The organism is Microbacterium flavum, assembly GCF_018717645.1.
In the GTDB taxonomy this organism is placed as follows: domain Bacteria; phylum Actinomycetota; class Actinomycetes; order Actinomycetales; family Microbacteriaceae; genus Microbacterium; species Microbacterium flavum.
Window position 1 is genome coordinate 16,913 of record NZ_JAFLHG010000003.1, and the last position, 18,471, is coordinate 35,383.

16 protein-coding genes and 1 tRNA gene are annotated in these 18,471 nt (G+C 73.1%); 14 read left to right on the plus strand and 3 right to left on the minus strand.

The genetic code is table 11. The features are described from left to right. Positions 1-45 precede the first annotated feature (45 nt). The 7 genes from J0P97_RS03770 (at position 46) to J0P97_RS03795 (ending at position 9,279) form a co-directional block, all read left to right on the plus strand. A complete protein-coding gene (locus J0P97_RS03770; protein ID WP_215486453.1) occupies positions 46-1,371 on the plus strand; it encodes a GNAT family N-acetyltransferase in 1,326 nt (441 codons plus the stop codon). Positions 1,372-1,498: 127 nt separating this feature from the next. Then, a complete protein-coding gene (locus J0P97_RS03775; protein WP_215486454.1) occupies positions 1,499-3,373 on the plus strand; it encodes an ABC-F family ATP-binding cassette domain-containing protein in 1,875 nt (624 codons plus the stop codon). A 152-nt stretch (positions 3,374-3,525) separates the two neighbouring features. After that, entirely contained in the window at positions 3,526-4,062 is a 537-nt protein-coding gene (locus J0P97_RS03780; protein WP_308163406.1) for an ATP-binding cassette domain-containing protein, read from the plus strand. Further along, positions 4,059-4,739, plus strand: a complete 681-nt coding sequence (locus J0P97_RS03785) for an ATP-binding cassette domain-containing protein (RefSeq protein WP_215486456.1) — start codon at positions 4,059-4,061, stop codon at positions 4,737-4,739. The genes J0P97_RS03780 and J0P97_RS03785 overlap by 4 nt, the downstream gene beginning before the upstream one ends. Next, positions 4,736-6,121: an MFS transporter gene (locus J0P97_RS15480; RefSeq protein ID WP_308163407.1), complete on the plus strand. Its 1,386-nt coding sequence runs from the start codon at positions 4,736-4,738 to the stop codon at positions 6,119-6,121. The genes J0P97_RS03785 and J0P97_RS15480 overlap by 4 nt, the downstream gene beginning before the upstream one ends. A 16-nt stretch (positions 6,122-6,137) precedes the next feature. Next, a complete protein-coding gene (locus J0P97_RS03790; RefSeq protein ID WP_246539783.1) occupies positions 6,138-7,550 on the plus strand; it encodes an ABC transporter substrate-binding protein in 1,413 nt (470 codons plus the stop codon). Then, on the plus strand, positions 7,537-9,279 hold the full coding sequence (locus tag J0P97_RS03795; protein ID WP_215486458.1) for an ABC transporter permease subunit: 1,743 nt from the start codon (positions 7,537-7,539) through the stop codon (positions 9,277-9,279). Before J0P97_RS03790 ends, J0P97_RS03795 begins: the two co-directional genes overlap by 14 nt. Positions 9,280-9,351: 72 nt before the next feature. On the opposite strand, the gene J0P97_RS03800 is transcribed toward J0P97_RS03795, so the two are convergent. The 3 genes from J0P97_RS03800 to J0P97_RS03810 all read right to left on the minus strand — a co-directional run bounded on the left by J0P97_RS03800 (position 9,352) and on the right by J0P97_RS03810 (position 10,568). Further along, complete coding sequence (locus J0P97_RS03800; protein WP_215486459.1) at positions 9,352-9,645, minus strand: hypothetical protein; 294 nt, start codon at positions 9,643-9,645, stop codon at positions 9,352-9,354. 25 nt (positions 9,646-9,670) lie between these two features. Beyond that, a complete protein-coding gene (locus J0P97_RS03805; protein ID WP_215486460.1) occupies positions 9,671-10,009 on the minus strand; it encodes an ArsR/SmtB family transcription factor in 339 nt (112 codons plus the stop codon). A gap of 61 nt (positions 10,010-10,070) precedes the next feature. Next, complete coding sequence (locus J0P97_RS03810) at positions 10,071-10,568, minus strand: MarR family winged helix-turn-helix transcriptional regulator (protein ID WP_215486461.1); 498 nt, start codon at positions 10,566-10,568, stop codon at positions 10,071-10,073. A 103-nt stretch (positions 10,569-10,671) separates the two neighbouring features. Here J0P97_RS03810 and J0P97_RS03815 point away from each other — a divergent pair, with 103 nt between their 5' ends. The 7 genes from J0P97_RS03815 (at position 10,672) to J0P97_RS03845 (ending at position 18,326) form a co-directional block, all read left to right on the plus strand. Beyond that, positions 10,672-12,387 (plus strand): FAD-dependent oxidoreductase, encoded by a 1,716-nt coding sequence (locus tag J0P97_RS03815; protein ID WP_215486462.1) that lies wholly within the window; start codon positions 10,672-10,674, stop codon positions 12,385-12,387. Between the two features lie 37 nt (positions 12,388-12,424). After that, positions 12,425-12,586 (plus strand): DUF8730 family Cys-rich protein, encoded by a 162-nt coding sequence (locus tag J0P97_RS03820; RefSeq protein WP_504739345.1) that lies wholly within the window; start codon positions 12,425-12,427, stop codon positions 12,584-12,586. Next, a complete protein-coding gene (locus J0P97_RS03825; protein WP_215486463.1) occupies positions 12,583-12,882 on the plus strand; it encodes a metal-sensitive transcriptional regulator in 300 nt (99 codons plus the stop codon). Before J0P97_RS03820 ends, J0P97_RS03825 begins: the two co-directional genes overlap by 4 nt. A gap of 74 nt (positions 12,883-12,956) precedes the next feature. Next, positions 12,957-13,028, plus strand: a tRNA-Gln gene (locus J0P97_RS03830). Between the two features lies 1 nt (position 13,029). Then, positions 13,030-14,496 carry a bifunctional UDP-N-acetylglucosamine diphosphorylase/glucosamine-1-phosphate N-acetyltransferase GlmU gene (gene glmU / locus J0P97_RS03835; protein ID WP_215486464.1) on the plus strand — a complete coding sequence of 489 codons (1,467 nt, stop codon included), beginning with the start codon at positions 13,030-13,032 and terminating at the stop codon, positions 14,494-14,496. After that, positions 14,477-15,502, plus strand: a complete 1,026-nt coding sequence (locus J0P97_RS03840) for a ribose-phosphate diphosphokinase (RefSeq protein WP_215486465.1) — start codon at positions 14,477-14,479, stop codon at positions 15,500-15,502. The genes glmU and J0P97_RS03840 overlap by 20 nt, the downstream gene beginning before the upstream one ends. A 55-nt stretch (positions 15,503-15,557) precedes the next feature. Beyond that, positions 15,558-18,326 carry an HAD-IC family P-type ATPase gene (locus J0P97_RS03845; protein WP_215486466.1) on the plus strand — a complete coding sequence of 923 codons (2,769 nt, stop codon included), beginning with the start codon at positions 15,558-15,560 and terminating at the stop codon, positions 18,324-18,326. Positions 18,327-18,471 lie beyond the last annotated feature (145 nt).

Here is an 18,471-nt window from a genome sequence, read left to right on the forward strand (position 1 = left end):
CACTTCCCCCCATCCCCACCCTCTCCACACGAGTAACGGAGCATCATGACCGATCTCGCCGCCCAGTTCCGGGCAGCGCCCCTCGACGCAGCGACGACGACGTCCCTTGCCGCGCACGGTCTCGGCGCGCGGGTCGTCGACGACACCGCCCGCGCCGATCTGGACCGCTGGCACGATGCCGTCGCGCGCGGATTCCTCGAAGGCGAGCCCGACGACAAGCAGCACGAGGGCTTCGCCGCCGTCTCCGCTCCCACGCGGCGAAAGGTGGGCGTCTACGACGCCGCCGGCCCCCAGCCCGACCTGCCCGTGGCGACCTTCGCGTCGTGGGTCTCCGAGCTCACCGTTCCCGGCGGGGCGGTGCCCGCATCCGCCATCAGCGCCGTGACCGTCGCGCCGACCCACCGGCGCCGCGGCATTCTGAGCGCCGTCATGGCCGGAGAGCTGCGCACCGCCGCGGGGCTCGGCGTGCCCGCCGCCGTGCTGACGGTGAGCGAGTCGACGATCTACGGACGGTTCGGATTCGCCCCGGCGGCCGCTGCGGCATCCTGGCGGCTCGACGTGCGCCGCGCCCGCTGGATCGGACCTCGGCCGGCTGACCCCGCGGGCCGCATCGACTTCGTCACCCGCGCGCAGGGGCGCGACCTCGCGCCCGCCCTGCACGAACGCATCCGTCGGGCGTCTCCCGGCGAGATCTCGATGCCCGGCGGGCACTGGGAGCGCTTCTTCGGTCTGCGGCCCGATGCCGAGAAGCCGGGGCGCACGCGCGTCGCCCAGTACCGCTCCGCGGGGGGCGAGGTCGACGGCCTCGTGCTCTACAGCGTCACCGAGGACACCGAGGACTTCACGGCGTCGACCCTCGACGTCGCGTTCCTGCTCGCGGCGACGGACGAGGCCTATGCGGCCCTGTGGCGGTTCCTGCTGTCCATGGATCTCGTCGCGACGATCCGGGCATCCGAGCTCGCCCCCGACGAGCCCCTGTGGTGGATGATCGCCGATCAGCGCGCCGCGACGATCACGCTGCGCGACCACCAGTACGTGCGCATCCTCGACGTTCCCGCCATGCTGCGGGCGCGCTCGTTCGACGTCGCCGACACCGTCGCCTTCGAGGTCGCCGACCCGCTCGAGATCGCCGACGGCACGTTCGTCCTCACGACCGACTCCACCGGCGTCGCCGACGTCGACGTGGTCGATGAACCGCCCGTGGGCGTGCCGCTCGTGCGGCTCGGCATCGTCGAGCTGTCGGCCCTGCTGCTGGGCGGCGTCTCCGCCGTCACGCTCGCCCGGGCCGGGCGCCTCGACGCCGACGACCCCGAGCGGATCGCCCGGCTGTTCCAGACCGTGACGGCCCCGCGGCTGAGCTTCTGGTACTGACGACCGGCTCGAGCGCGGGACCGTCCGGCTCGCGAACGGCATCCGGAACTCCGGTCACCGGGATTCCCGGTCCCGGCGCCGGACGGCGATCCGTACGCGGCATCCGCTCGCGTAGCCTGGGAGGGACATGGCACACCTCCTCGGCGGCGAAACGCTGCATCTCGAGTTCCCCACCAAGGTCGTCTTCGACTCCCTCTCCCTCGGCGTGGACGAGGGGGACCGCATCGGCATCGTGGGCCGCAACGGCGACGGCAAGTCGAGCCTGCTCGCGATGCTCGCCGGCCGCCTCGAGCCCGACAGCGGACGGGTCACGGTGCGGGGAGGCGTGCGCATCGGCGTGCTCGACCAGGGCGAGGTGCTGCCCGACGACGAGACGGTCGGTCACGCGGTCGTCGGCGACGCGCTCGCGCACGAGTGGGCCGGGTCCGCGCTGACGCGCGAGGTCATCGCCGGTCTCGTCGCCGACCTGCCGTGGGATGCCGCTCTCGGCACCCTGTCGGGCGGCCAGCGCCGACGGGTCGCGCTCGCGCGCCTCCTCGTGGGCGACTGGGACGTGCTCGCGCTCGACGAGCCGACGAACCATCTCGACGTCGAGGCGATCGCCTGGCTCGCGACGCACCTGAAGACGCGCTGGTCCCGGGGCGCGGGCGCCCTGCTCGTCGTCACCCACGACCGGTGGTTCCTCGACGAGGTGTGCACGACGACATGGGAGGTCCACGACCGGATCGTCGAGCCCTTCGAGGGCGGCTACGCCGCCTACATCCTGCAGCGGGTCGAGCGCGACCGGCAGTCCGCGGTGATCGAGCAGCGCCGGCAGAACCTTGCTCGCAAAGAGCTCGCCTGGCTCCGCCGCGGCGCGCCCGCCCGCACGTCGAAGCCCAAGTTCCGCATCGACGCCGCGAACGTGCTCATCGAGGATGTCCCGGAGATCCGCGACAAGGTCTCGCTCCAGTCGCTCGCGGTCTCCCGGCTGGGAAAGGACGTCGTCGACCTGCTGGATGCCGGGGTGACCTACCCTTCGACAGGCCCGGGGGTCGCGGAGTCAGGCTCAGGGGCGGGGACGGCGGTGCTGCGGGACGTGGAGTGGCGTATCGCGCCGGGGGAGCGCACCGGCATCCTCGGCGTGAACGGGGCCGGCAAATCGACGCTCCTCGGACTCGTCGCCGGCACGGTCACTCCGACCAGCGGGCGCGTCAAGCGCGGCACGACCGTGAAGGTCGCCACGCTCACGCAGCGGATGGACGAGCTCGATCCGCACCTGAACGATCCCGTCCGCGTCGTCATCGCGGGCCTGCGGACGAGCTACACGATCGGCACGGGCTCGAAAGCCGCCGATCTCACGCCCGGCCAGCTGCTGGAGAAGATGGGGTTCAGCTCCGCGCAGCTCTCGACGCCGGTGAAGGACCTCTCCGGCGGGCAGCAGCGCCGCCTGCAGCTGCTGCTGATCCTCCTCGATCAGCCGAACGTGCTGATCCTCGACGAACCGACGAACCACCTCGACACCGACATGCTCGCCGCGATCGAGGACCTCCTCGACTCGTGGGCGGGCACCCTCCTCGTCGTGAGCCACGACCGCTACTTCCTCGAGCGCGTCACCGACCAGCAGTACGCGGTCCTCGCCGGGCCCGACGGTGTCGGACGGCTCCGCCACCTCCCGGGCGGCATCGACGAGTACCTGCGGCTGCGCGCGGCGCAGGTCGCCGCCGCCCCCGCCGGAACGCCGGCGGGGGCGGGCGGCGCCGGGGCCAGCGGGGGGAACGGCGCGGCGACGCCCGGCCTCGCCGGGCCTCAGCTGCGCGCGGCGCAGAAGGAGGTCGCGGCCGCGGAGCGGCGCATCCAGAAGCTCACCGATCAGGTGAACGCCGCGCGCACCGCGCTCGCCGAGCACGACCAGTCCGACTACGCCGGGCTCGGCGAGAAGATGCGGGCGATCGGCGAGCAGGAGGCCGAGATCGCGGCGCTCGAGGAGCGCTGGTTCGAGCTGTCCGAGCTGCTCGGCTGAGCCGGCTGCCTCCCGCGTCGGCGCACCGCGGTCACCCTGCGCGGGCCCGTCCGAGGCCGCGGCGGATTTGCTCTCGGCAGCCCTGTTACTGATAATGGTAATCAATAACAGGGCTGCTCCGCGATGGCCCGATCACCGCGATGGAGGCCGCCGTGCTCACTCTCGTCGGCGTGCGCGTGCATGCCCCCGGCGTCGCGCCTCCGCTGCTCGAGGTGCCGCACCAGCTGAGCGCCGTCACCGGCGCGGATGCCGCGCGCGTCGCGCAGGTCCTCGGACGCGTGGGGCTGACGGATCCGCGACTCGCGCGTCGCCGGCCGGCCGAGCTCTCCGGCGGCCAGGCGCAACGGGCCGCCATCGCACTCGCCGTCCTGACCGGCGCCCCACTCGTCATCGCCGATGAGCCGACGAGCGCGCTCGACCCGCAGACCCGCGACGAGGTCCTCGGGCTCCTCACGGACGTACTCGAGGCATTCGGCGCGGAGACGCGCACCGCCCCGACCCTCGTCGTCTCCACCCACGACCCGGAGGTCGCGGACGCCCTGTCGGCGCGCCGCCTCGAGGTCGCGGCAGGGCGGATCGTCCGCGACATCCCCGCGCCGCCGCCGGAGTCCGGGATCGCGTGTTCAGCGCGCGCCGGTTCGACCCTCGCGGGTCCGGTCGCCGCTCTGGCGCCGGGAGGCGGCGGATGACCGTCCTCGAGGTCCGCGCCGTGTCCTTCGCCCACGGCGCCGGACGTGCGCGCACGCTCGCCCTCGCCCCGACGGACCTCTCGATCGAGGCGGGGCGGAGCCTCGCGCTGACGGGTCGCTCGGGCGCCGGCAAGTCGACGCTCGCCGAGATCGTCCTCGGCCTCCGCCGCCCGGCCGCGGGCAGTGTCCGCATCCAGGGCGCGCCCTGGACCGATCCCCGCCGCAGCCCCCCGCGGGACCGTCGCCGACTCGTCCAGGGCATCCCGCAGGACGCCTCGGCATCGTTCGTCCCGAGCCGCGCCGTCGGCGCCCAGATCGCCGCCGCGCTGCGGCGCCTCGACGTCGCCACGGGGCGCGAGGCCGCGGCGCGCGTCGTCCGTGCCGCGGAGATCGCCCACCTCGACCCCGCGCTGCTCGATCGCCGCCCGGGCGAGCTGTCGGGGGGCCAGGCGCAGCGCGCCGCGATCGCTCGCGCCGTCGCCCTGGAGCCCGCACTGATCGTCGCCGACGAGCCGACGAGCGCCCTGGACGGGCACACCTCGGACGCCGTCGCCGTCGCCGTGCTCGAGCTCGCTGCCACGCTCGGGACCGCCCTGCTGATCGTCACGCACGATGCCTCCCTCGCCGCCCGCTGCGACGACCGGCGCGAGATCGTCGCGCCCCGGGCGGCCGGGTGAGCGCGCGATCGCGCCTGCGCGTCATCCTGACGGCGCAGGCGGTCTTCATGGTCGGGTTCTCCAGCGTCGTCCCCTTCCTCGCGGTGCTCGCCGGGGATCGATTCGCGCTCGGTCCCGCGGCGATCGGCGCGATCGTCGGTGCCCGCGTCGCCGTCCAGCAGGGGCTCTTCATCGTGGGCGGCGCGCTCGCCGACCGGTTCGGGCCGCGGACGCTCCTCCTCGCCGGGTGCGCGGTCCGCGCGTGCGGGTTCGTCCTGCTCGCGCTCGCCCCGTCACCGGCACTCTTCGTCGTGGCGGTGCTCCTCATCGGCGTCGCCGGCGCGCTGTTCTCCCCGGCGGTCGACGCGTACATCGGCACGCAGGATGCCGCAGCGCGCGAGGTCGCCGCAGCGCGCCGGGATGCCGCGGCATCCGCCCGCCGCCGCGGGCCCACGCCGTTCGCCGCCCTCGCGCTCGCCGGCGAGGCGGGCGGCATCGTCGGAGCGGTGATCGGCGCGGTCCTCCTGCCGGGTCACGCCGTCGCGGTCGTGCTCGGCGCTGCGCTGCTGTTCGTCGTCGCGCTGGCCACCCTCATCCGGCTGCTGCCCGCGCGGATGCCGCGCGTCGCCGCACCCGCGATCGCGACATCGCCCGCGGTGCAGGCCGCAGTGCGCACGCACGGGCGCGGCACCCTTCTCTCGGCCGCCGGGGCGGCCACCGTGCTCGCCGTCTACACCCAGCTCTTCTCGCTTCTCCCGCTCGGGATGTCGGCACGCGGCATCGGCGGGGGATGGGTGGGGGCGGTGTCGATCCTCCTATCGCTCACGATCCTCGTCCTCCAATGGCCCCTCTCGCGGCTCGCCGAGCGGCTGTCGCGCCCGGTCGCGGTCGTCCTCGGTCTCGCGGCGGCGCTCCTCGCCGTCGTGGCGGGGGCCGTATCCGCTGTGGTCCCCGCTTCGGCCGGCTTCGCCCTGGCCGCCGCGGCGGCCACCATCGGCACAGCGATCGCGGTCATGCTCGCCACGCCCTCGGCGCAGTCGCTCGTGGCCGAGGGCAGTCCGGCCCGGCGCGCGACACGCCTGGGCGCGCTGGCGTCGGCGGGCGGCCTTCTCGCGCTCGGCGCGTCCTCTCTCGCGGGTGCCGTCGCGGGGTCGCACGGCCTCGTCGCCGCCTGGCTCGTCGCGGCCCTCGCTCCCGCTGCCGGTCTCGTCTTCGCGTGCATCGGCGCACGCACCCCCGCGTTCCACCCCCACCTCAGAAAGGACCACCATGACCACCCGGACCACCCGGACCACTCACCGACGATCCCCGAGGATCGCCGCCGCCGCCCTGACCGTGCTCCTGCTCCCCGGCCTCGCCGGCTGCTTCTCCGCCGGCCCCGCCTCCGACGCGGCGTCCGGTGAGCGCGTCTCCCTCGCGATGCTCCAGCCGCCGCGCTCGGGCCTGTCGCCGCTGAGTGACGACGCCTTCAAGCTGTCGCGCTGGAGCACCGCCGAGACGCTCGTCACCCTCGACGACGACGCGGTCGCGCAGCCGGGCCTCGCGACCCGCTGGGAGCAGACCTCCGACACCACGTGGCGCTTCGAGATCCGTCCCGACGTCCATTTCCACGACGGCACCCTCCTGACCGGCGATGCGGTCGCCGGCGCCCTCCAGCACGCCGCCGCGGCGAGCCCCGTCCCGCGCATCCTGAAGGGCGTCGGCCTGCAGGCCACGGCCGACGGCGACGCGGTCGTCGTGACGACCACCGAGGTCGATCCGCTGCTTCCGCAGCGCCTGTCGAGCCCGCAGCTGTCGATCCTCGCCCCCTCCGCGTACACGGGCGACACGGTGTCGCCGATCGGCACCGGCACGGGGCCGTTCGAGCTCGTCGCGGTCGACGGCATCAGCGGCGCCACGCTCGACCGCTTCGAGGGCTACTGGGGCGGTCGGGCCCGGCTCGCGGGCATCGATGTCGCGTTCGTCCCCGACGGCACGGCCCGCACGGCGGCCCTGCGCACCGGGGCCGCGGACATCGTCGAGGCCGTCCCCGCCGGTCAGGTCGAGACCGTCGACCCCGCGCTCGTGCACGAGGTGCCGATGCCGCGCACGAACACCCTGTACCTGAACGCGGCACGCGGCCCGTTCGCCGACTCCGCCGTGCGGGCGGCCGCCCGCGACGCGATCGACCGCGCGCAGATCATCGCGTCGGTCTACGAGGGGCGCGCCGACGAGGCGTCGGGTCTTCTCGGACCGGCGCTCGCGTGGACCGTCGATGGCCGGGGGACCCCCGCGTACCGCGACATCCTCGCGACGCGTGCGACGCCCGCGAAGGTCGACGGCGTCCCGATCACCCTCGGCACGTTCACCGACCGTGCGGAGCTCCCCGAGGTCGCGGTGCTCGTGGCGCAGCAGCTGCAGGCGGCGGGCTTCGTCGTGACGCAGGATGTCCGCGAGTACCAGTTCATCGAGGCCGACGCGCTCGCGGGCGCCTTCGACGCGTTCCTCCTGTCGCGGGCGACGGTCCTCGACTCGGGTGATCCGGTCGCCTACTTCGAGGCGGATTTCGCCTGCGGCGGCGGCTTCTCGATCTCTCAGCTGTGCGACCCCGCGGTCGACGAGGCCATCTCCACGGCGTCCCGGACGGAGCCGGGCACACCGCGGCAGACCGCGATCCTCGCGGCGGAGGCGACGATCCTCGCCACGGATGCCGCGGTGCCGCTGCTTCACGAGCGCGTCGTCCAGGGCGAGTCCGCGCGCGTCCATGACGCCGCACGCGACCCGCGCGAACGCGCGCTCGTCACGATCGACACGTGGATCGACGCCGCGGCGACGGGCGATGCGTCGCGCTGACACGGCGGCGCTCGTCTCGCGGATCCTCGCCGCGGGGGTGCTGCTGACGATCGCCGGGGCCCTGCCGTGGCTGTCGCAGCGCGACCCCGCGGCGTCGATCCTGCGGGCCCGCTACGCCGAGCTCGAGCCGACGCCCGAGGCGCTCGACGCGATCCGCGCCGAGCTCGGGCTCGACGGCGGCCCCCTGGCCACCAGTGCGCGCTGGTGGTCGGGGGTGCTGCGCGGCGACCTCGGCGCCTCGTGGGTGAGCGGCGGCGCCGTCGGCCCGGGCGCCGCAGCGGCGTTCGGGGTGTCGCTGACCCTCGCCGCCTTCGCCCTCGCGGTCGCGCTCGTCGTGGCCGTCGCCCTCGTCGCGCCCGCGTGCGCCCGCGTCCTCCGCGACCGCCCGGTCCGGGGCGCGGGCCCCGCGGGCGTGGTCCTCACGGCGATGCCGGAGTTCCTCCTCGCAAGCGCGCTGCTCGTCGTGTTCGCCGTCCAGCTGCGCCTGTTCCCTCCGTACGGCTGGCAGGGGATGGTGCACGTCGTCCTTCCCGCCCTTGCGCTCGGCATCCCCGCCGGCGGCCTCATCGGGCGGCTCCTGGTCGATGCGATCTCCGGCGTCGCGACCGAGCGCTGGGCGCACACGTGGCGGCTGTCGGGCGCACCGCGCGCCGTCGTGCTCGGCGGCGTGCTCCGACGTGCCGTCGCCGCGGTCGTCGACCAGATCGGGCTCGTCCTCGTCGGCATCCTGGGTGGAGCCGTCGCCGTCGAGCAGATCTTCGCCATCCCCGGCCTCGGCCGGTATCTGCTCGGCGCCGCGAACGCGCAGGACCTCCCCGCGCTCCAGGCCGGGCTCCTCTTCGTCGCGCTCGCGGCGATCGCGGTCGGGATCGTCTTCGGCGTGCTCCGGCTGTGGGCGTGGGGCGGGCCCCTTCCCTCCGGCGCCCTCGCGCCGCCGCCCGAGCATCGTCCGCGCGACCGGGTGGCGCTCGTGTCCCTCGTCACCGCGAGCGCGCTGCTCCTCGCGATCGTCGCCGCGGGCCTCGTCCGCGATCCCTACTCGAGCGCCCACCCGCGGCTGGCGCCGCCGTCCTGGGTGCTGCCGTTCGGCGCCGACGCGTCGGGACGGGATGTGCTCGCCCGGGTCGCGCACGGCGCGATCGGGACCTTCGGACCCGCGCTCCTGATCGTCGCGGCGAGCATCGTCGTGGGACTGCTCATCGCGTTCGCCGGCTCCGCGGCATCCGGGCCCGTGGACATCGCCAACGCGACGCCGCCGATCATCGCCGGCGTCCTGGTGGCGGCCCTCGTCGGTCCGAGCGCCGGGGGAGCGGTCGTGGCGGTGCTGTGGGTGAGCTGGCCCCCGCTCGCCGCGCACGCGCAGAGCCTCCTCGCCGAAGCGCGCGCCATGCCCTACGTGCGGTGGCTGCCCGTCTTCGGGATGCCTCCGGCCGTCGTGACGCTGCGCCACGTCGTCCCCACCGCGCTCCCCGCGCTCGGGCGGCACGGCATGCTGCGGCTGCCCGGCATCGCCCTCGCGCTCGCGTCGCTCGGCTTCCTCGGGCTCGGCGCCCAGCCGCCGACGCCGGAGTGGGGGCTGCTGCTGGCGGAGGGCATCGACTACGTGGAGCGGGCGCCCTGGACGACCCTCGCCCCGGCGCTCGCGCTCGTGCTCGTCTCGGTGATCGCCGTCGCCGGCGCGGGGCTCCGGATGCCGCGGCCCCGCGCCGGCGCGGCGACCTTCGGCTGAGCCGGGGACGACGACGGCGGGCCGGCGAGGGGATCCCTCACCGGCCCGCCGTCGGAGGAAGCGGGCGAGCGCTCAGTGCTCGTCGTAGTGGTCGCCGTGGGCGGCGTGCTTGTGTCCGTCGTGCACGTAGTCGACGTGGTCCTCGTGCGGGACGGCGTCGTGGCCGCAGTCCTCGCCGTGCGCGTGGTCGGCGACCGTGTGCTCGGCGACCGACTCGTGCTCGTCGTAGTGATCGCCGTGCAGCGCATGGTGGTGGGTGCCGTGCACGTAGTCGACGTGGTCCTCGTGCGCGACGGCCTCGTGGCCGCAGTTCTCGCCGTGGGTGTGCTCGTCGGTCGTGTGCTCGGCGTGGATCTCGGTGGTCATGATGCGTCCTTCACGGTTCGGGTGCTCACTCGCGAGTGAGCGGGGTGTCGAGGTGGATGTCGGGGTCGTCGGGGAGGGTCGGCTCCTGCGCGTGCGTGACCGCGTCCGCGATCACGTGCGCCACGTGGAGGTCGGCGAGGCGGTAGCCGATCTCCTTGCCCGATCGGCTCGCCGTGACGAGTCCGGCCTGTCGCAGCGTCCGGAGGTGCTGCGACACGAGGGGCTGGGACATCCCGGTCGCCGCCACGAGGGCGCCGACGGTGGACGAATCGTCGCCGATGATCCGGAGGATCGTCAGCCGCGATGCGTTCCCGAGCACCTTGAACAGCTCCGCCGCCTCGGCGAGCCCCGGCTCGGTGTCCATGTCTTGAGGAAAGCAGACATATAAACAGATTGCAATATATCTGCGAAGTTGAGAGGTCTTCTCAGCTGTCGAACCCGAGTGACAGCTTGCGCAGGAGCCCGGCGAGACGCTCGCGGTCCGGGCGAGGCAGGACCCCGAGCAGCAGCGCCTCGGCGTCGACCAGGCGGGTGATCGCGGCGTCCACGCGCGTCTTGCCGTCGTCGGTGATCGTGACGAGCACGCTGCGGCCGTCGGCGGGGTCGGCCTCTCGGCGGACGAGGCAGCGGCCCACCAGTCGGTCGATCCGGTTGGTCATCGTGCCACTGGAGACGAGGGTCTGCTGGAGCAGCTGCTTCGGGCTCAGCTGATACGGCTCGCCGGCGCGGCGGAGAGCGGAGAGCACATCCCACTCCCACGGCTCGAGATCGCTGCGGCGGAAGGCCTCACGGCGCGCACGGTCGAGGTGGCGCGAGAGCCGGTCGACCCGGGAGAGCACCTCGAGCGGGGAGAAGTCGAGGTCGGGGCGCTGGATGCCCCAGGCGCCGACGATGCGGTCGACTTCGTCGTGCTCGGTGCTCATCTCCCCATTATCGCGACGCCCATCGCGATGCTCCGAGCCGAGTTTGTGAGAAGGATACCCCCGGGGGTATCCTGGTCGTCTCGATCGGAGAAGGAGGACACGCATGCGCATCGTCATCGTCGGAGGCGTCGCCGGGGGCATGAGCTGCGCCGCACGGGCACGCAGGCTCGATGAGAGCGCCGAGATCGTCGTGCTCGAGCGGGGCGCGCACGTCTCCTTCGCGAACTGCGGCCTGCCGTACTTCGTGGGGGGCGAGATCGCCGAGCAGTCCGCGCTCCTCGTTCAGACGCCGGCATCACTGCAGGCCGCGCTCGCCCTGGACGTCCGCACCGGTCACGAGGTGACGGCGGTGGATGGCGACGCGAAGACGGTCACCGTCGTGAGCGCGGCAGGCATCGACACGCTCTCCTACGACGCGCTCGTGCTCGCGCCGGGCGCCGTCGCGGCAACGCCCTCGATCGAGGGCCTCGCCTCGCCGCGCGTGCGCACGCTGCGCAGCGTGGAGGATGCCGTCGCGCTGCGGGAGCGCGTCGACGGCGGCGCTCGCCGCGCTGTCGTCCTGGGCGCGGGGTTCATCGGCCTCGAAGCGGCCGAGGCGCTCGCCCATCGGGGCCTTCACACCACGGTCGTCGAGTTCGCCTCGCATGTGCTCCCGCCGCTCGAAGAGGAGCTGGCGGCGCTGGTGGACGCCGAGCTGCGCTCGCTCGGCATCGATGTGCGCGTCGGCACCGCGGCGACCGCGATCGAGTCAGGGGAGGAGTCCGATGTCGTCGTCCTCGACGACGGCACCCGGCTCGACGCCGATCTCGTGGTCCTCTCGGTGGGCGTGCGCCCCGACACCGCCGTCTTCGAGGCGGCGGGGGTCGCCTGCGTGCGCGGCGCGATGGTCGTCGACGAGCACGGACGCACGTCCCTGCCCGGCGTGTACGCGGTGGGCGATGCGACGGCATCCGTCGACGCCGTGACCGGCGCCGTCCGTCCCGTCGCCCTCGCCGGGCCCGCGAACCGCGCGGGACGACTCGTCGCCGACGCGATCCTGCGCCCCGAGCGGGCGCGTCCGATCCCGCAGCCGGTCGGCACGGCCATCGTCCGGGTCGGCGACCTGACCGTCGCACTCACCGGCGCCAATCGGAGCGCGCTCGCCGCGGCGGGGATCGCGGCCGACACTCTGCATCTGCACCCCGGCCAGCACGCCGGCTACTTCCCGGGGGCCGCGCCGATCCATATCGTCGCCCATGTCCGCCGGGACAACGGCCTGCTGCTCGGAGCCCAGGCGGTCGGCGCCGACGGCGTCGACAAGCGGATCGATGTGCTCGCGACAGCCATCCGCGCAGGATGGGGAGTCGAGGATCTCATCGACCTCGACCTCGCGTACGCCCCGCCGTACGGCTCCGCCAAGGACCCCGTGAACATGATCGGCATGGTGGGGGAGAACGTCCGCACCGGCGCACTCCGGCTCTGGTACGCGCAGGAGCTCGACGACGTCGCGGGCAGTGCGCTGATCCTCGACGTGCGCACCCCGGCCGAGGTGGCCACCGGACATCTGCCCGGCGCGCTGACGATCGCGCACACGGCGCTGCGCGCCCGACTCGACGAGGTGCGCGCCGCCGCCGCCGGTCGGCCCGTGCGCGTCATGTGCCAGTCGGGCGTGCGGTCCGCGATCGCCCACCGCGTGCTCGTCCAGGCGGGCTTCGACTCCGCGTCCCTCTCCGGAGGCATGCTCACGCTGCGCGCGGTGCTCGGCGATCGGGGCGATGACGTGCTCGCCTTCGGTCCCGGAGTCGCCGGAAGGCGCTCGGCATCCCTGGTCCACCCGTGACCGTGCTCACGATCTCGAAGAGAAGCGGAGAAGTCCCATGTGCTCAGCAGTGACCTGCCGAACCTGCGGCAAGACGACGTGGTCCGGCTGCGGCCAGCACGTCGACCAGGTGATGCGGGGTGTCCCGGTCGCCCAGCGCTGCCCCGGTCATGCCGCCGAGGTCGGCGGCGGGTTCCTCTCGCGTCTGTTCGGCCGATGAGCGAGACGGGACCGGCGTCCGGCGTGTCGCACGACCCGGACGCACAGCGCAAGATCGCCAATCGGCTTCGCCGCGCCCGCGGCCAGCTCGACGCGGTGATCGCCGCCGTCGAGGGAGGGAAGCCCTGTCGAGACGTCGTGACGCAGCTCGCGGCCGTCTCACGCGCCCTGGACCGCGCCGGGTTCGCCATCGTGTCCACGGCGCTCCGAGACTGCCTCGCCGAGCCCGACGGCGCCGCGACGGACGAGGGCCTCACCGCCGACGAGCTCGAGAAGCTCTTCCTCATGCTCGCCTGAGATGCTCCGATGCGGCCCTCCGCGTCACGGACTGGCAGACTGGACCGGCATACCCGCCGTCTCGTGGGGTGCGGTCCGCCGTAGTGTAACGGCAGCACGACAGCCTTTGGAGCTGTGAGGTTCAGGTTCGAATCCTGGCGGCGGAGCATGACTGAGAACACGCAGGACGCGTCCCTCGCCATCGTCATCCTCGCCGCGGGCCAGGGGACCCGGATGCGCTCCTCCCTCCCCAAGGTGCTGCATCGCATCGGCGGGCGCCCCCTCGTCGGGCACGTCCTCGACACGGCGCGCGACCTCGCCCCCGCGCACATCCTCGTCGTCGTCCGCCACGAGCGCGACCAGGTCGCCGAGGCGGTCACCGGCATCGCCGACGAGGTCGTCGTCGTCGATCAGGACGAGATCCCCGGCACCGGACGCGCCGTCGAGGTCGCCCTTGCCGCGGTCCCGGGCTTCTCGGGCGATGTGCTGGTCCTCTCGGGCGATTGCCCGCTGGTGGATGCCGCGACGCTGACCGACTTCGTCGCCGAGCACCGCGCCTCCGGTGCCCCGGCGACCCTCATGACCGCCGTCGTCGAGGATCCCACCGGCTACGGGCGGATCATCCGCGACACCGATGGCACGGTCGCCCGGATCGTGGAGCAGAAGGATGCCACCGCCGTCGAGGCGGCCGTCCTCGAGATCAACGCCGGCATGTACGTGTTCCAGGCCGCCGCGCTCGGGCGCGAGCTCGCCCGCGTCGGAACGGACAACGCGCAGGGCGAGAAGTACCTCACCGACGTCGTGGGGCTCCTGCGCGCGGCGGGGGCGCCGGTCGCGGCATCCGTGGCCCGCGACGTCACCGTCACCTTCGGTGTCAACGACCGCGCCCAGCTGGCCGAGGTCGGTCGGCTCCTCAACGCCCGGACCGTCCGCCGGTGGCAGTTGGCGGGGGCGAGCATCCAGGACCCGGCGACCACGTGGATCGACGTCACGGCCGAGCTCGCACCCGACGTGACGGTGCTGCCCAACACGCACATCCTGCGCGCGACGGTCATCGCGGCGGGCGCCGTCATCGGCCCCGACACGACACTCGAAGACTGCGAGGTCGGCGAGGGCGCCACCGTCCGTCGCGCTGACGCGACGCTCGCCGTCATCGGCGCCGGCGCCACCGTCGGACCGTTCGCCTACCTGCGGCCGGGCACCGACCTCGCCGCCGGAGGCAAGATCGGGACGTTCGTCGAGACGAAGAACTCCACCATCGGCGCGGGCAGCAAGGTGCCGCATCTCTCCTATATCGGCGACACGACCATCGGGCGCGGCGTGAACCTCGGCGCGGGAGCGATCACCGCGAACTACGACGATCTGGCCAAGCACCGCACCGAGATCGGCGACGAGGTCCACTCCGGCTCGCACAACGTGTTCGTCGCGCCCGTTAGGATCGGTGATGGCGCCAAGACCGGCGCCGGCGCCGTGATCCGCAAGGACGTCCCCGCCGGCGCACTCGCCTTGAGCGTCGCCCCTCAGCGCAACGTCGAGGGCTGGGTCGAGAATCACCGACCGGGAACGGCGGCGGCCGATGCCGCAGCTCGTGCCCGGTCCGCACAGGAAGCGGACGATGGGCAAGAAGAAGGCTGATTCCGACCGGTCCGAGCTGGCGCCGGGCCTGGTCGTCAAGACCAAGAAGCGGCTCGTCGTCGCCGCCGGCAGCTCCCACCCGGACCTCGCGCACGCCGTCGCCGGGCATCTGGGCACCGAGCTCGTCCCGACCGAGCACCGCGTGTTCGCCTCGGGGGAGATCCTCACCCGCTTCGAGGTGTCGATCCGCGGGTGCGACATCTTCCTCATCCAGTCGTTCGGCCCGCCCGTCAACGAGTGGATGATGGAGATGCTCATCATGCTGGATGCCGCCAAGCGCGCCTCCGCGAAGCGCATCACCGTCGTCGCGCCCTATTACCCGTACTCCCGCCAGGACAAGAAGGGCCGCGGGCGCGAGCCGATCAGCGCGCGCCTGGTCGCGGACCTGTTCAAGACGGCCGGCGCCGACCGGGTCATGAGCGTCGACCTGCACGCCGCCCAGATCCAGGGCTTCTTCGACGGTCCGGTCGATCACCTCTTCGCCAAGCCGGTGCTTCTCGAGTACTTCCAGGAGATGCTCTCTCCGGAGGATCGCGCCAAGCTCACGGTCGTCTCGCCCGACACCGGACGCGTGCGCGTCGCCGACCAGTGGTCCGACTCTCTGGACGCGCCGCTCGCGATCATCCACAAGCGTCGCGACCCGAACGTGGCGAACCAGGTCACCGTCAACGACATCGTCGGAAACGTGGCGGGACGCGTCTGCCTCCTCGTCGACGACATGATCGACACCGGTGGCACGATCGTCAAGGCCGCGCAGGCCCTCAAGGCGCACGGTGCCGAGCGCGTCATCGTCGCCGCGACCCACGCGGTGTTCAGCGCGCCCGCTGCCGAGCGCCTTCAGGACGTGTCGATCGACGAGGTCGTCGTCACCGACACGATCCCCCTCCCGGAGGAGAAGCGCTTCCCCGGACTCACGATCCTCCCGATCGCCCCTCTGCTCGCCCGCGCGATCAAGGAGGTCTTCGAGGACGGCTCGGTCACGAGCATGTTCAACGGGGACGCCTGAGCTTCTCCCGGCGCCGCCGCGACGGCCTCGCGTACCCGCGTGAGAGGATCGCGGCATGGCCGCACCCGACGCTCCTCGCACCGACCTCGCGCTCGACCGTCCCTACTCCCTCGGGGGCGAGGAGGTCGAGCGGGCTCTGGGCACGACCCGTGCGGGACTCGATGCCGCGGATGCAGCTGCGCGCCGCGACGAGGTCGGTCCGAACCTCCTGCCCGAGCCGAAGCGCGCGCCCGCGTGGCGGCGCTTCCTGCACCACTTCAACGACACGCTGATCTACATCCTCCTCGGCGCCGCGGCGATCAAGGCGGTCATGGGCGACTGGCTGGACTTCTGGGTGATCATGGCCGTCGCGGTCATCAACGCCGTCATCGGCTACGTCCAGGAAGGTCGGGCGGAGAAGGCGCTCGCCGGCATCCGCGGCATGCTGTCGGCCGACGCGACGGTGCGCCGGGGCGGCGCCTGGTCCACCGTCGCCGCGGAGGATCTCGTCCCGGGAGATGTCGTCCGCCTCATGCCGGGCGACAAGGTGCCTGCCGATCTGCGCCTGGTCTCGGCCTCGCAGCTGCGCATCGAGGAGGCGGCGCTGACCGGTGAGTCCGTGCCGTCGTCGAAGCAGACGGCGGCGGTGTCCGAGGACGCCGGCGTGGGCGATCGGTCCTCGATGGCCTTCTCCGGCACGATCGTCTCGGCGGGGCAGGGCGTCGGGGTCGTCACCGCGACCGGCGCGCGCACCGAGATCGGCCGCATCCAGGCGCTCGTGCAGGATGCCGGATCGCTCGCCACCCCGCTGACGAAGCAGCTCGACGGCTTCGGGAAGGTGCTCACCCTCGTCATCCTGGGCATGGCCGCCGTCATGATGATCATCGGGCGCTACCTCCACCAGATGCCGTTCCCCGAGCTCATCTCGGCGACGATCGGCTTCGCCGTCGCGGCGATCCCCGAGGGCCTCCCCGCCCTCGTCACGATCACCCTCGCCATCGGGGTCCAGCAGATGGCGCGTCGGAATGCCATCACGCGCAAGCTCCCCGCCGTCGAGGCGCTCGGATCGGTGACGACCGTGTGCTCGGACAAGACCGGCACGCTGACGAAGAACGAGATGACCGTCCGCACGATGGTCACGCCGCTGGCGCGATACGAGGTCTCGGGCCTCGGCTACGACCCGGAGGGGGAGATCACCCCGGAGGGGGGCCGCGACCTCGCCGCACTCCTCGCCGTCGCCGACCTCTGCAACGACGCCGAGATCGTCGAGGCGTCGTCCGGCGCGACGTGGACCCTCGTCGGCGAGCCGACCGAGGGGGCGCTGAAGGTCGTCGCCATGAAGGGCGGCGTGGACGACGAGGGCACGCGCCGGGTCGATGTCGTCCCGTTCGACTCCGCGAACAAGTTCATGGGGACGCTCGTGGAGGCCTCCTCCGGGTCGCGCGCGATCCTCGTGAAGGGCGCTCCCGACCGTCTCCTCGAGCGCTCGCTCACGCAGCGCGGTGCCGGCGGGTCCGAGACCCTCGACATCCCGTTCTGGGAAGCGGCCATCGACGAGCTGAGCGCGCAGGGCCTCCGGGTCCTCGCGGGGGCGCGGACCTCCACTCGGGCGGCGGACATCGACGTCGACGACCTCGTCGACCTGGAGTTCCTCGGCCTGTGGGGCATCCTCGACCCGCCGCGTCCCGAGGCGATCGAGGCCATCGCCGACTGCCACGCCGCCGGCATCCGCGTCAAGATGATCACGGGTGACCACGCGGGCACGGCGCTGGCGATCAGCCGTGAGATGGGGATCATCCCGCCCTCCGCCGAGCCCGGCCACCCCGTCCCGGTGGCGGCCGAGGAGCCGGCCGCGCCGCCCGTCCTCACGGGCGCCGAGCTCGAGGCGATGAGCCAGGACGAGCTCGCGAAGGTCGTTCAGGGGGTCGACGTCTTCGCGCGCACGAGTCCGGAGCACAAGATCCGCATCGTCCGGGCGCTGCAGGCACACCACGAAGTGGTCGCGATGACCGGCGACGGTGTCAACGACGCGCCCGCGCTCACCCGCGCCGACGTCGGGATCGCGATGGGGATCAAGGGCACCGAGGCGACGAAGGAGGCGGCCGAGATCGTCCTCGCGGACGACAACTTCGCGACGATCCGCAGCGCCATCCGGGAAGGCCGGCGGATCTACGACAACCTGCGCAAGTCGGTCGTGTTCCTGCTGCCGACCAACGGGGCGCAATCCCTCGTCATCCTCGTCGCGGTGGTGTTCGGGCTCACGCTGCCGCTCACGCCGGTGCAGGTGCTGTGGGTGAACATGATCACCGCCGTGACCCTCTCGCTCGCCCTCGCCTACGAGCCCGCGGAGCGGGGCATCATGTCCCGCCCGCCGCGGGGCTCCGGCGGATCGATCATCGCGGGGCGGGAGCTCGGATTCGTCCTGATGGTCTCGCTCCTCATCGGCGGGGCCACCCTCGCCGTCTTCGGCATCTCGCTCGCGTCGGGCACCGACCTCCCCGTCGCGCGGACCGAGGCGGTCGCGATGCTCGCCTTCGGACAGCTCGCCTACCTGCTGAACTGCCGCTTCCTCACCCGCTCGTCCGTGACGGCGGACGTCCTCCGCGGGAACCCGGTGATCTGGTGGTCGGCGCTCGCCCTCGTCGCCCTGCAGCTCGTCTACACGTACGTGCCGTTCATGAACGCGCTCTTCGGGTCGGAGCCTCTGGGCGTCGTCGGGTGGCTTCTGCCGATCGGCTTCTCGGTCGTGATCTTCTTCGCCGTGGAGGCGCTCAAGGCGCTCCGACGCCGCACGGGCGGCGACGACACCGCTGTCGGCGATGTCGGATTCAATGCATACGCATAGGTGATCGAGGGGGCATCAGGGCTCACCGCCCGTTAGCGTGGGAGCACGCCACCGCCCCGCACCATCCTGCAGAACCCGCGGCACCCGCCCGATGCGAGGTGCCGGATCCCGACCGTCGGGACGGGCGGACGGCACGACAGAAGGA